The 14,320-nt window shown below is 57.8% G+C and carries 10 protein-coding genes; 4 read left to right on the top strand and 6 right to left on the bottom strand.

The annotated features are described in order from the left end of the window. Positions 1-72 precede the first annotated feature (72 nt). From M9920_04545 to M9920_04530, 4 genes are all read left to right on the top strand, one after another. Complete coding sequence (locus tag M9920_04545) at positions 73-2,502, top strand: sodium-translocating pyrophosphatase (protein MCO5051552.1); 2,430 nt, start codon at positions 73-75, stop codon at positions 2,500-2,502. Between the two features lie 169 nt (positions 2,503-2,671). Then, positions 2,672-3,697 carry a methylated-DNA--[protein]-cysteine S-methyltransferase gene (locus tag M9920_04540; GenBank protein MCO5051551.1) on the top strand — a complete coding sequence of 342 codons (1,026 nt, stop codon included), beginning with the start codon at positions 2,672-2,674 and terminating at the stop codon, positions 3,695-3,697. Between the two features lie 105 nt (positions 3,698-3,802). After that, positions 3,803-5,239, top strand: coding sequence for a DHA2 family efflux MFS transporter permease subunit (locus M9920_04535; protein MCO5051550.1), 1,437 nt, complete (start codon positions 3,803-3,805; stop codon positions 5,237-5,239). Positions 5,240-5,385: 146 nt separating this feature from the next. Further along, complete coding sequence (locus M9920_04530) at positions 5,386-6,114, top strand: PTS sugar transporter subunit IIA (GenBank protein ID MCO5051549.1); 729 nt, start codon at positions 5,386-5,388, stop codon at positions 6,112-6,114. A gap of 69 nt (positions 6,115-6,183) precedes the next feature. Here M9920_04530 and M9920_04525 read toward each other — a convergent pair whose 3' ends face one another. From M9920_04525 to M9920_04500, 6 genes are all read right to left on the bottom strand, one after another. Next, positions 6,184-7,278, bottom strand: coding sequence for an arabinan endo-1,5-alpha-L-arabinosidase (locus M9920_04525; protein ID MCO5051548.1), 1,095 nt, complete (start codon positions 7,276-7,278; stop codon positions 6,184-6,186). Between the two features lie 116 nt (positions 7,279-7,394). Then, a complete protein-coding gene (locus M9920_04520) occupies positions 7,395-9,566 on the bottom strand; it encodes a hypothetical protein (GenBank protein ID MCO5051547.1) in 2,172 nt (723 codons plus the stop codon). Positions 9,567-9,707: 141 nt separating this feature from the next. After that, a complete protein-coding gene (locus M9920_04515; protein MCO5051546.1) occupies positions 9,708-10,481 on the bottom strand; it encodes a PEP-CTERM sorting domain-containing protein in 774 nt (257 codons plus the stop codon). Positions 10,482-10,767: 286 nt separating this feature from the next. Beyond that, entirely contained in the window at positions 10,768-12,801 is a 2,034-nt protein-coding gene (locus M9920_04510; GenBank protein ID MCO5051545.1) for a cation:proton antiporter, read from the bottom strand. Between the two features lie 57 nt (positions 12,802-12,858). Next, positions 12,859-13,869 carry a UPF0236 family protein gene (locus M9920_04505; GenBank protein MCO5051544.1) on the bottom strand — a complete coding sequence of 337 codons (1,011 nt, stop codon included), beginning with the start codon at positions 13,867-13,869 and terminating at the stop codon, positions 12,859-12,861. Between the two features lie 23 nt (positions 13,870-13,892). Next, on the bottom strand, positions 13,893-14,189 hold the full coding sequence (locus M9920_04500) for a hypothetical protein (GenBank protein ID MCO5051543.1): 297 nt from the start codon (positions 14,187-14,189) through the stop codon (positions 13,893-13,895). Positions 14,190-14,320: the final 131 nt, after the last annotated feature.

The raw sequence follows: 14,320 nt of genomic DNA, 5'->3' as shown, positions 1-14,320 counted from the left end.
GGCTTTAACGAGCAACTTTCTCATATTCATCTCGCTAATATGGCAACTAGAACAATGCGATTCTGGAGCGTCATGCTCCTTTCAATCATCGGACCGGCACTGGGCGCAAACGCCAGTGAAGCAGACATACACATTCCCGATCTGACCGCGATCACCTTTGACGGACTCGGCGGAGCGAGCGGCCCGCTGTTGATGTATCTCGGCATCGGCATCTGTCTTATCGGGGCGATTTTTGGCCTCGTGCAGTACAAACAGACCAAGACGCTGGATGTGCATGAAAGCATGGCGAAGGTGTCGAACACCATTTGGGAGACCTGTAAAACGTATTTGTTCACGCAGGGTAAATTTCTCGCGGTGCTCTGGGCGCTGATCGCCGCCTGCATGATTTACTATTTCGGCTTTCTCACCGAACACAAGGACGCGGCGGGCCAGGCGTTAAGCACCGGTCACGTGACGTTTAATGTCATCGTCATTCTGTTGGCGTCCGTTCTGGGAATTCTGGGCAGTTACGGCGTGGCGTGGTTCGGCATCCGCATCAATACCACGGCCAATTCGCGCGCGGCCTTTTCGGCGCTCAAAGGTGATCCGCTTGCCACCCTGGGCATTCCCTTGCGCTCCGGCATGAGCGTCGGCCTGCTCCTCGTGGCGGTGGAATTATTCTTCATGATCTCCATTCTGATGTTCCTGCCGCGCGATCTGGTCGGGCCGTGCTTCATCGGTTTTGCCATTGGCGAATCGCTCGGCGCCTCGGTGCTGCGCATCTGCGGCGGCATTTTCACCAAGATCGCCGACATTGGTTCTGACCTGATGAAGATTGTCTTCAAACTCCCCGAGGACGATCCGAAGAATCCGGGAGTCATCGCCGACTGCACCGGCGATAACGCGGGTGACTCGGTCGGGCCGACCGCCGACGGTTTTGAAACCTACGGGGTGACCGGGGTGGCGTTGATTGCGTTTCTGGCTTTGGCGCTGGCCGCCAATCCGGTGGTTTGCGGCACCTTGATCATCTGGCTCTTCGCCATGCGCGCCTTGATGATTGTAACCTCGCTCGTTTCCTATTTTGTCAATGAAGCGTTAAGCCGCGCCAAATATGGCGGCAAGAAGGATTTCGATTTCGAGGAACCGCTCACCCATCTGGTCTGGATTACCTCCGCGGTTTCGATCGGCATCACGTTTATCGCCAGCTATTTTCTGCTGGCCAAACAAACCGGGATGGGGGCGCAGCTCTGGTGGGTGCTGTCCATCATCATCAGTTGCGGCACGGTGGCGGGCGCGTTGATTCCCGAGTTCACCAAGGTGTTTGTGAGCACGACTTCGCGACACGTCAAGGAAGTGACGAACTGCTCCAAACATGGTGGCGCGTCCTTGAACATTCTATCGGGCTTTGTGGCGGGTAATATGTCCGCCTTCTGGATGGGCATGGTCATCATGCTGCTGATGTTTGTCTCGTATTACTTCTCGCAGAACCCCGCCGTGCTCGAGTTGATGCCCGAGCATTTCCGTTTCGCCGCTCCGATCTTCGCGTTCGGTTTGGTCGCGTTCGGCTTCCTCGGTATGGGCCCGGTGACGATTGCCGTGGATAGCTACGGACCGGTCACGGACAACGCGCAATCGGTTTACGAACTCAGCCAGATCGAAGGCCGCCAAAACATCAAAGCCGAAATCAAGCGCGACTTCGGCTTCGATCCGGATTTCGAGAACGCCAAATACCAACTCGAAAAAGGCGACGGCGCCGGCAACACGTTCAAGGCCACGGCGAAACCGGTGCTCATCGGCACGGCGGTCGTCGGCGCGACCACAATGGTGTTCGGCATCATCATCCTTCTGGAAAATCTGTTCGGCAACGTGATTGCCAAGCTTTCCATCGTGAACCCGGAAATCATTCTCGGCCTCATTGCGGGAGGCGCGGTGATCTACTGGTTCACCGGCGCCAGCACGCAGGCCGTCGTCACTGGCGCGTATCGCGCGGTGGTTTACATCAAGGAAAACATGAAGCTGGATGCCGCCACCGCGAGCGACAAAGACAGCAAGGAAGTGGTCCGCATCTGCACCGAGTACGCGCAAAAAGGCATGTGGAACATCTTCATCGTCGTGTTCTGCTTTGCGCTCGCGTTACCGTTCTTTAATGCCTACTTCTTCATTGGCTACCTGATCGGCATCGCGTTCTTCGGTTTATTCCAAGCCATCTTCATGGCCAACGCCGGCGGCGCGTGGGACAACGCCAAGAAGATCGTTGAAGTGGACTTGCGCCAGAAAGGAACAGACCTCCACGCCGCCACCGTCGTGGGCGACACCGTGGGGGACCCGTTCAAAGACACGTCCTCCGTGGCGATGAATCCGGTGATCAAATTCACCACGCTGTTCGGTCTGCTCGCGGTGGAAATCGCCGTGACCATGACGAATCAAAGCGCGAAGACCGCCATCGGCGCGTTCTTCTTCATCGTGGCGTTGATCTTTGTCTATCGCTCATTCTACGCGATGCGGATTCCGGAAAATAAATAATCCTCAGCCGCACTGGATCTCAGCCGGAGCAATGTTCTGCTCCGGCTTTTTCATGTACCCCGCTCCATCCGAAATCGTCGGTTCGTGAATGTCGTGTCGTTTTTTCGGTGGACGCATCTGCTAGGCTGCCTGTGTGCAGAAAAGTAAACGAACTTTGACTCGTCGCGAAATGCTCGCCGCCTGGCGCCGGCGCGATCCCAACTACGATGGGTTGTTTTATTTTGGCGTCAAAACCACGCGGATTTTCTGTCGCCCATCCTGTCCTTCACGACCCGCCCAAAAGCATCTGGAATTTTTTCACACTGACGCCGACGCCAAACAAGCGGGCTATCGCGCTTGCAAGCGTTGCCGTCCCGAGTTGGCTTCCGGGCAACCGCCCGCCTGGGTCGCAGAATTGATGCGGCTCGCGGCCGGGCAACCCGATCGTAATCTAAACGCCCGCGAGCTGCGTCAATTGGGGCTGCAACCGGAACGCGTGCGGCGCTGGTTTCAAACTCACTTCGGCATGAGTTTCGCCGAGTGGAATCGCGGCCAACGACTCGCGCGGGCGTTGGCGCAAATTCACGCGGGCAAGAGTTTGGCCGCGGTGGTGTTCGATCACGGTTACGAGTCCTTCAGCGGTTTTCGCAGCGCGTTCCTGCGCGTCTTCGGCCAAACCCCCAAGCAGGCCCGTGCCGGCGATCACCTTTGCGTTGTTTTGCTGTCCACACCACTCGGCCCGATGCTGGCGGCGGCCACTGCCACCGCGCTGTGTCAGTTGGAATTTGCGGATGTGCGCACCCTGCGACAGAGCCGCCTCGATCTGCAGCGACGTTTCAAACTCCCCGTGGTCTCCGTCGAGAATGGCGTCTTGCAACAAACCCGGCGCGAGTTGGATGAGTATTTCGCCGGGAAACGAGAAATATTTACCGTTCCCATCGCTTGGAAAGGTTCCCCGTTTCAAGCGCGCGTCTGGCGCGAGCTGCAAAACCTGCCGTACGGTAAAACCACCAGCTACACTGAAGTGGCCCGGCGCATCGGCGCGCCGCAATCCGTGCGTGCGGTGGCTCGCGCCAACGGTACCAATCGCCTTTATCTGCTCGTGCCGTGTCACCGTGTTGTGGCCAAAAACGGCGCGCTCAGCGGTTACGGTGGCGGCGTCTGGCGCAAACGAATGTTGCTAAACCTGGAACAATCGGGACGCCTCACTCCCTGACCGCAGGAGGCGGATCGCCACCCGGTCAGTCATCAAACATTTTCCGTCTCCAATCGTGTGCGGAGATTGTGGAACTTCCCCCGGTCAGTTTATGTTTTGCGTGACATGAGGTCTGCCCAGTCCGCCCCTGCAGGTCCGCAATCCACTCGCTTCATGCCGTGGATCGTGGCGGTGGCGATGTTCATGCTCCAACTGGACGGCACGATCGTGAACACCGCCGTGCCCACTATGGCCGCCAGTTTTCAGGTCGCGTCCCTCAGCCTCAAATCCGTCATCACCAGCTACACCATTGGGCTGGCCGTGTTCATTCCGCTCAGTGGTTGGGTTGCGGATCGGTTTGGCACCCGGCGCGTTTTTAGTCTGGCCGTCATCGTTTTCACCCTGGGTTCGCTGCTCTGCGGTCTCTCCCTGAATCTGCCCATGCTGGTCGCCTCGCGGATTATCCAGGGCGCCGGCGCGGCCATCATGCTGCCGGTGGGCCGCATTGCGCTGCTCCTCACGTTTCCCAAATCCGAGATGATCCGGATCATGAATTACGTGATCGTGCCGGCGCTGATTGGACCATTGCTGGGCCCGGTCACCGGCGGGCTGATCGTGCATTGGATGCCGTGGCGCATGATCTTTCTGTTGAATCTGCCGTTTGGTCTGCTCGGACTTTATCTATCGCACCGGTTCATGCCGGAACATCGCAATCCCAGCGTCGGACGTTTTGATTTTCGCGGATTTCTGCTGTTCGGGAGCGGCGTCGCTCTGCTTTCGTACGTGTTGGAAATTTTTGGGAAACATTTCCTGCCGCTACCCGCGATCGGGGCCATGCTGGTCGCGGCGTTGGTATTGATGTTTGCCTATGCCTGGCACGCGCAACTGCGGCGCAACCCGCTGCTGACGCTGAATCTGTTTCGCCTGCGCACCTTCCGCATTTCCGTCGTGGGCGGTTTCGTGACGCGCCTCGGCATCAGCGGCATGCCGTTCTTGCTGCCGTTGCTCTACCAAATTGGTTTGGGTTATACGCCGTGGCAGGCCGGCCTGCTGACCATGCCGCAAGCCGCCGCCGCCATCGGCATGAAGCTCTGCACGCAACCGATTCTTGCGCGGTTCGGGCATCGCGTCATCTTGCTGTTGAACACCACGTTGATCGGTCTCACCATCATGATGTTTTCGTTCGTAAAGATCGGCACCCCGGTCTGGGTGATTTTGTCCTTAAGTTTTCTGCAAGGTTGTTTCTCCGCGCTCCAGTTCACCAGCATGAATACCCTGACCTTTGCGGACACCACCGACGCTCAAACCAGCGACGCCAGCACCATCGCCAGTACCGCACAGCAACTCTCCGTCAGCATTGGCGTCGCGGGCGCCTCACTTGTCACCGGCTGGTTTTTAGGCGGCATCCAACGCTCGGATTCGCACCAGCTCATTCCGGCGTTGCATCATGCCTTCATCACGCTGGGACTGCTCACGATCCTGAGTTCCTGGACGTTCACGCGGCTGCGCCACAATGATGGCGACAACATCAGCAATCGAAGCCAGCCAGCTACCGGCAAATAATCCGACCCCCAGGCAAGCCACGCGCGTCATTCCGCGAAAGGCCGTTGCGACTGCTGAAACCCGGCGATGGGGGCCGTAGTTGTTATCCGGCTCAATTCGGTCTAAACTGCCGACGCAGTGCAGTGATGCTGCAGGGGTTTTCATTTATGTCATTTCAAATCCTCAACCTGGAAGCGGTGGCGGAGTACTTGAATTTTACGCCGGCCGAAGTGGAGCAGCGCGTCAAGGATCGCGTGATCCCGTTCGAGAAACGCGGCGACCGGCTCATCTTCCGCAAGGGCGAAATTGACGAGTGGGCTTCACAACGAATCATGGGATTTTCCAGCGATCGCCTGGTGGCGTATCATGAAAAGTCCAGCCGTCGCGCCAGCAAACTTCTGGCTCATGAAGCGATCCTGCCGGAAATGCTCACCGCCGGAATCATTGAGCCTCATCTGAAATCCCGCACCAAACCCGCGGTGCTGCATGATCTCGTCACCCTGGCCGACCAGACCGGCAAGTTAAACGATCCCAAACTGCTGCGCGGCAGTCTGGAGGCGCGGGAAGATTTATGCTCCACGGGCATGCCGGGCGGTTTTGCCGTGCCGCATTTGCGCGTCCAGGAACCGTATCTGTTTGAAACCTCATTCCTCGTCATTGGCCGACTCGTCCGCGCCATTTATTTCGGCGCACCGGATGATGAGCCGACGGATCTGTTCTTCCTGCTCTGCTGCCAGGACGACCGACTGCATCTGCATACGTTGGCGCGCCTGTGCATGGTCGCGGTCAAAACGGAGGTCCTGACCCAATTACGCAACGCTCCCGATGCCGCCGCGATGTACGACGCTCTCGTGGCCGCAGAACAGGAAGTGTTGGCCGCCCAGAAACCAGCTTGAAACCGGCGAGCGCGAGACGGCGCTCTCGTTCGTAGTCTTTGGGTGCGGAATATCCGACGGCGAAAACGTCTATTTCTCCTCGGGCTTGGCCGCCGCGTGATTCTGCGCATCCAAGACGGTCGCCTCGGGCCAACCATCGGCATTCCAGCGCAACGGCATGATCGCGAGCGTGGCTTTGCCTTCCATCAGCAGGTTGCCCTCGAAATCCGAGGTAAACCAGGTGCGCCCTGACGCCTCCAACAGGCTGGCGTGACCGGGGCCGATGAGCGGTCCGTTGGTGGTGGCCAGAAATATACTGCCGCCGTTGTGGAGCAAATCCACCCCGGCCTTATCGAGATACGGCCCGGTGATGGTTTTGCTCCGGCCAATGCGAATGTTGTAAGTGCTCTTGGGTCCCTGGCAACACGAGCCCCAGTTTACGAACAGGTAATAAAAGTCGTCGTGCCGGCACAGAAAGGCGGCTTCGATGGATTCATTGTAGGCGAGCGGATACAACTCGGAGTCCGGCGCCAGGCGCAAACCGGTTTGCGGATTGAGCTGCACCAGTTTGATGCCGCTCCAGTACGAGCCAAAGACCATCCACAAGCTTCCGTCCGTATCTTGAAAAATGGCGGGATCAATCGCGTTGTATTGCGCTCCGGCCTGACCTTCGCGCGTGCGCACCACCCAACCGTGATCCGTCCAGTGATACGCGGGATCATCAGGATTCAAGGTGGGATTGCTGGCCAGTCCAATGGCCGAAGTCATTTTGCCAAACGTGGATGCCGAATAGTAAAGCAGGTAACGGTCACCCAGCTTGATGATGTCGGGCGCCCAATAGATGAGTTGACGGTTCTCCGGCACCACCTGCGCAATCCAATCGGGGGCTTGTTTGAAAACGGGCGGCCCCGGCGTCCAGGTTTCCAAATCCTTGGATCGAAATGAGGGGACGCCTCGACCGGTGTAAAAGACCCAATACTCGTCCTGGCACTTGACGATGGTGGAAGGATCGCGCGTCACAATCCCCCGACTAGCCGACTCCTCGAGCGACTTGGCTGGGTAGATCAGCCGGACACCGCTGAGTTGGGATGGCGCGGAGAACGTAACCCCAACGGTCAACGCTCCGAACAAAATGGCCTTGGCGGGCCAGGACCAGCGCGACGGCCCACAGCATTGAAATTTCATACGCGGCAGTTTGCCTTGAACTGCATAACAGTTCAAGGCCCAGACGACCTTTGCTTCGCCACGGAACCGTTCCGGGCGACTTCGAGATGCGCGTGGTTATGGTACCGACGCCGCGCTCACTCGTAAGTCAGCACGACGTTGCCACCCGAAAGCTGCGCGCTGTTGATGGTGAGTGCCTGATGCCAGCCAAGACGGTAGAAGCGCGTCGCTCCGTTTTGCGGAACGACGATGCGCTTGGCGCTCGAATCCACCAGGACATTCAATTCCGGAGTGTAAGTCCCGTTCGCCGTGGTGGCCGAATAGACCTGCGGCACGGCCGGCACGAAGACCATGTAGTTCATCGCAAAACCGTCCTGATACGCGCTATTGTTGGGAGCGGCAATGGTGGCCCGCAATGTATTCACGGCCTCAAGGTTGATGGTGGCCAATTCTCCTCCCGGTTGGGTGAGTGGGGTGTAGCGATAATTGAAATTGAAGAACGTGCTGGGCGTCTGGAATTGTCCCAAGGCGTTGGTCGTCGGCCCCGTCGTGATTTGATCCAGGCGCACCGGCATCGCCAAACCTGCCGCCGCCCGCAGATATACGTTGTAGTATTTGCTGCCATCGAACTGACGCGTGTAGTTCAACCATTCCCCACCGCGGACGCGGGTGACCACGTATTCCTGGAGCGTCGGATTCAGATTGGCGTATTTGCTCCGTTGAGTATCGTATCTTCGCGAAACTCCATAGCCGAGCGGACCATTGACTTCATTGATGTCGCCGTAAAAATAATCCCCGAGATTACCTTGTTGCGTGCCAACAGGATCATAATGCCGATACTGGCTGTTTAGGCTTTTCGGTCCGCCATCCGTATCGAAGAAATCCTCGCCAGGCCCGCCAAATTGATCCACATAACCCACCTCGGCATTGATCACAGTACCTATATCGTAGATCGGATCGTAATCATAATACCCCGAAGCCGGCGGATCATTTAGGTAGGAACCATAGTTGAAGTCATAGTCTTCCGACTCAATGACCTTCACCGAGGCGCTCGCCAGGTAAGCGTCCGAAAATGTGTCAAAGGTCCATTCGTTGGTTGTGCGTCGGCCCAAAACGTCTTCCACGATAATTCGCGCGTCGTAAACCACATTCGGCGCCAGTCCCGCAAAGGAAACGCTGGCATTGGTCGCCGGTCCGGTAACCACCAACCCACTCGAAACATCCACGCCATTCAAATACAGTTTGATGGCGTCCGTCTTGATATTGTTCGTGGTGGTAAGTGTCGTCGCGTTGAAAGCAATTCCACTGGCCGCCGGATGAAAATTTTTGAAGGAAGCTGGAGTGCGGTTGATGACTTGAGGCGCTCCCGGTTTGCCATGAGCAATCGCCGGAGCAACGACGGCGGTGGCGGGTGCGGTTTCTCCGACATAAAAGTTGTCGAAGGTGACATCCACGTCGGGAATGTAGTCTCCGGCGCTCAATTTGTAGGCAAACACTCCGACGTAACCGTAACGCGGAGTCAGCAAATAGCCGCCATTGTATTGATAGGATGTATCGCCCGTCATGCTCAGCAAGGGGGTGGTTAGATCATTGACGTCATAAATACTGGCGGTGTAAGTGGCGGGATCGGCATCCAAGGCGTTGGTGCTGGTCAGCACCAGCCGGTAGGCGTGACCGGCCACCCAGCGGAAGCGTGATTGCGTCACGGTCACTGGCACTCCCAGGCTCGAGCGGCTTTGATAAATATCATAATTGATGTTCCAAATGCTCATTTGGTCCGCATGTCCCAACGGGCCGGTGTTGTCCGGGCCGGTGTAACTCCGGTAATCGTGCAAACGGACGTTGAAAGTGATGCCGTTCGGCGCATCCGGCTGCAGCGGGTCAGTAGAATATTGGAAACTGGTATTGGGAAGCACGTCGTTGCCATTCACGCGGGCGATCAGTCCGATAACCAAGTCGCTGTCCTGGCTGGTATCCCACGCCACCACATCCACGGCCGCGTAAAAATTGGTGTAAAACCGATTGGTGAAAAATGCAAATACCCGCGCACTCGGATCGTCTCCAGACGTCATCGGCGTCCCTTGCAACCGGTAGGCCTTCCCGCCCAGGCTGTCAGCGGGAAAAGTGATCGTGGCTGGATGCTCCGTGGATTTCATCCAGCCGGTATCCGTTCCGTTGTCGAAGTCGTAATAAACCTGCGCGCCCAGCGGGCTGGCAAACAGCAAGCCGACGGCAACCACCAGCAACGATGATAGTCGCTGCCGCTTGGTCCAAGGATGGGACCGGTAAGAGTTCAAGATAGATTTCATAACGCTTTTTTCAGTCAGTTACAGTGGTTTTGATATGGGTTCACCCGCCGCACCAGCATTCCTCACTCGGCCTATGACGAAAAGCCGCTTCTTAACTGAAGCGGCCTTCCGCAGAAATACACTGGAGCTTGTTCGCCACAATTAGTGGCTGCGACGACCTCGCATCGTCAACAAGCCCACGATACCTACTCCCACCAACGCCAGCGTCGAGGGTTCAGGCACGGTGGCTACAATCACGCCAGTCCAAACTTCACCCCGATTAGAGCCTTCGGTGGTCATTGAGATCGGCAGATACAAAGTATCGCCATAAAGCCCCGTACCATTCAGCGACACCAACGATGCCGTGGTGTTCGCCGCGTTGTTGCCATCATTCAAAGGCGATGAGGTTTGGTTGACCTGGAACGGGTTGCTGTTGATCAAAATGCTGTAATCCAGCGCTCCAGAATCAAATCCCAATGCCATTCCCGAAGGCGCCGCTCCGTCTTGCGCCGTACCGCTGTTGATGTCGAGTATGATGTCGCGATAAATACCAGAGATCTGTGCAAAACCATAACCGGGCACCGTCCCCTGCCCGAGCATTCCATAATTTTGGACTCCATTGACCGCGCTATCGGGCGGCCAGGTGAACGGCGCGGCTGGATTCAGCGAGGCGACGATACTGCTACCGCCACTAAAGGTCAGCACGCCGCCATTCAGGTCGGCTTTGATCGTGCCACTGAGAAATGCCACATCGCCACCTGCGGCCAATGGCGAGAAATTCAAACCAAAGGCCTGTCCTGAGAGGGTGATGCTGCTCAACGCGCTGTCGATATAATATACCGTCTCCGCTGCTGAGGCGGCGCGCGGCGCGCACAGTAACGCGCAAGCCACCATACCGGTGGCAACGCCACCGAACATGAAGTTGATCTTTTTCATAAATAGTTTTTTAGCTTTGGGTTTTCTCCGCCTCGTTCTGAGGCTAGTTTTAGAATTTTCTTTTTACTCTGACTTGACGGAAAGACTACTGAACTCCCAAAATAATGTCAATATCCATACCGTTTGGCGGACGGGTAAATACGCTCCCGACTATTACGGATGCAAAGGTGTTTCTTCATCCAAACCACCCTCAAACCAACGCCCGCAACCTGGTGGCAACTGGATCTGCCGCCGCCAATTATCCAGGTAGAAATCTTCCGATTCCGGCCGCAACGCCCGGGTCGGGCTAGGTCTTCCTCGCCGTTTGGAAATAGTTCCTGGCGGCAGCGATTTGAGCCGGCAGGCCAAGGAGCAATACTTGATCGCCGACTTGCAGTTCTTCATCCGGCCCGGGATTGATGAGATTGGTGCCGCTGCGTTCGATGCCGACAATACTCGCCCCGGTGCAGGTGCGTAATTCGAGTTCGCGAATGAGTTTGCCCGCCGCCGGGCAACCAGCGGTAATGGCCACCGTGTCCAGGTCCGCTTCACGAAATATGGATGCCGCCGCCGGAGCGGGTTCATGTCGGGGGGCAGGCGGATGCGCGAAAGTTTCTTCCAAGGCGACTTGTGCTTTCGAGTAAACCTTGATGAGGGAGCGCCCCAACAACCAACCGATGATACCCGCCAACACCAACAGCCCGAGCAGGGCTTTGAAACTGGGTAGCAACGTGGAACTGAGCATGAGCACATACACGCTCAAAATCACCGTCCCGGCAATCGGAATAACTTGAGCAACCACGGCGCGAATGGCGGTGGTGCGTTTGCCTGCGGCAGATTCCTCAACCTTCAATTGGGCCACAAACAGACCAAATGCCTGGAGTTTGCGCCACGTGACGATGAGCATCGGCAGTGACAAAATCGTGGCGACCAACCAAAGAGCGGCTTTAAGCCAATCTTCGCCCAGCTCCAAATCGCTCACCCAGGCGGGCGGACGCCGGCCGATGTAAGCCGCGCCAATGAATACCGCCGCAATGAGCGCGGCATTCAAGATCATCTGCCCGATCCACTGACGGACCGGAGCCTTCGGCAGACTGGACTCGCGTTGACCGCCCAATTGCCCGACCCAGCGGGTGTACAGCTCCAGCGTGTTCACCAAAGATTTGGGTGCCAGGCGATCGAACCAATTAACCACGCCATCCGTGCTCCGGATCAGGTAGGGCGTCAGCAGCGTGGTCACCACGGACACCGCGACGGCGATGGGATACAGAAATTTGCTGGTGACCGCCAACGTGACGCCCAGCGAAGCGATGATGAAGGAGAATTCGCCAATTTGCGCCACGCTCATGCCGACGCGCAATGAAGTTCCCCGGTCGTAGCCGCCAAGAAAGGTGCCGCTGCTGCAGGCGATCACTTTGCAAAAAATCACCGCGATGGTGATGGCCACGACCGGCAACCAATGGGCGGCCAGCATCTGGGGATCAATCAACAACCCAATGGCCACAAAGAATACCGCGCTGAACATGTCCCGCACCGGTTCGACCAGCGTTTCAATCCGGTGAATCTCACGAGACTCCGCAATGACCGCGCCGATGACAAATGCTCCCAAAGCCACGCTGTAACCAAGTTTCGCCGCCAACAGCGAAACCCCAAAGCAAAGTCCCAAGGCCGAAACCAGCAGCATTTCATTGCTCTTGAATTTGGCAACGTAGCCCATCACGCGCGGCACGGTGATCAAACCAATGACCAGTACCACAATCAGGAAAACTCCCAGCTTACCAAGGGTTACTCCCACTGTGCCCAGACTCAACGTTCCGGTCATGGCAATGCCCGAAAGCAACGCGATCATGGCGATGCCCAGGATGTCTTCAATGATCAGGATGCCGAAGATCAACTGGGCGAACTTGTCCTTGGTGCGCCCCATCTCCGTCAGCACCTTGATGATGACCGTGGTGGAGGACATGGAAAGCATTGCGCCGAGAAAGATGCTGTCCGTATTGCCCCAACCGAACATTCGGCCAAGCTCGTACCCGATCCAACCCATCCCGAGGATTTCCAGCGATGCAGCAATGACCGCCGTTCCGCCGACCGTCTTGAGCTTGCGAAGGCTGAATTCCAGCCCGAGCGAAAACATCAACAGAATGACACCGATTTCCGCGAGGGTATTGATGCTCTCTTCACTTGAAATGAGCGGAAAGGGTGGCGTATGCGGGCCAATAATGAACCCGGCTACGATATACCCCAACACCACCGGCTGTTTGAAGCGATGAAAAACAATCGTGACCAGCCCCGCGACGATCATCACCACCGCCAGGTCCTGAAGAAAAGCATCTGTATGCATTAAAGATTGGGTTGGCGCAAGCCCGCCTCCCGCCATGGGTGTGATTGGAAGTGACGGTCAATTGAGGCCGAGTTTTGGCGTGGACCAGTAGCGCGACCAGAGTTGGTTGGCGCGGGCCACGCGTAGGCCTAGCATGGCTTCGGCGTTGGTTTCCTTCCACCAACTGCCCGCCAGTTTGAGCCGTTGTTGAATCACATGCCGATGGCCGCTTTCAATCTCGCCGGAGCCGATCTCCAGTCCCGCCGTCCGTGCGCCCGCATAGTCCAGATGCGCCCGCCGTTCGCTCAAGTAGCGGTACGCCGCCCGCACGGGCGCGGTCGGCACGCCTTCGGGTTCGAGGTGCGCAGTCAACGCCCGCAGCACGGCCGACACCTTGTTTTCCAGCAACCGGCTTTGTTGGCGGCGGCGCCAGCGTTCGGGATTTTTGGGGTGAATCACCGTCGCGGCCGCCGCGAGGTATTCGCTCACGTGGTAGAAGTCCAACAAGTAATCACCTTGCGCGCCGAACTGTTCCTGGAACTGGGTGAGAATCCAGGCCGCCCCGTCGCCCACCCCATGGACGTGCGTGCGTGCGCCCAGCCCGGCGGCTTGGGCCGTGGCCCGCCACATCGCGCCAGCCAGCGTCACGCTGCCCAAGGTGGCGCCGTAGCAGGGCGTGGCCGAGTCTTTGGGCCGAGCCAGACACAAACGCGCTTCGCGCCAGATGAGTTGTTTGCCGCAGCGACGATCTTCGCTGTGGGTGGGCGGCACCATGATGGGAATCAGACTGCCGTCCAGTTGCGTGACCAGCGTGCGGACCGCGCGTTTGGGCGGCGTGACGGCCAAGGCGCTGATCCGCGCCCCGTGCGCCAAGGTGTGCTGGCGCACCGCTGTGGCCGTCACGTCCAGCCCGTAGTGTTCCCGCACGCGTTGAGCGGCGCGGGCAAAACTTTCCTCGGCCCCGAAATCCACCAGCGCCCGTTGCAACCGCCGCGAACGGCCGCGCGGATTCACCCTGGCCCGTTGGCAGAAGGGGCGCAACAACCGGCCGCGCCGGCCCAGCCGCCATTGCGTCTCCTGGACTTCCACCCACCCAAAGGTGGTCTGCCACGTCAGTCTTTTTTTTTACCGTAGTGAATGGCATCCGGATGGCGCTGGGGCACCTGGGCTTGGGTGTGGGCCTCGGCTTCGCGGGCCCACTGGCCCAAAAGCTCCTGAGCCAATTGGCGCACCTGCGCGCTCACGCGCGCTTCGGCTTCATCGGCGGTGCAGTCGTCGGTGACGGATTGGTCGAGCGTATCGGCCAGTTCGTGCAGCCGTGCCAGCACGTCGGGCCGATGCGCCAACCGCTCTTCCAGGGATCGGCGGGAAGGGGAAACGTTTTTGGATTTCGGTCGTTCATCGTTCATGAACCACTTCAAATATACAAAATCGTTCCAAGGCGCCAGGGCTAAATCACTTACAAAAAATTAGCCTTTGACCGTCACTTCCAATCACACCCTCCCGCCATCCCAAGGTTGTTCAGCATCCTCGATTCCGA

The organism is Verrucomicrobiia bacterium (assembly GCA_023953615.1).
In the GTDB taxonomy this organism is placed as follows: Bacteria; Verrucomicrobiota; Verrucomicrobiia; order Limisphaerales; family JADLHS01; genus JADLHS01.
This window is presented reverse-complemented; position numbering and strand designations above follow the sequence as displayed.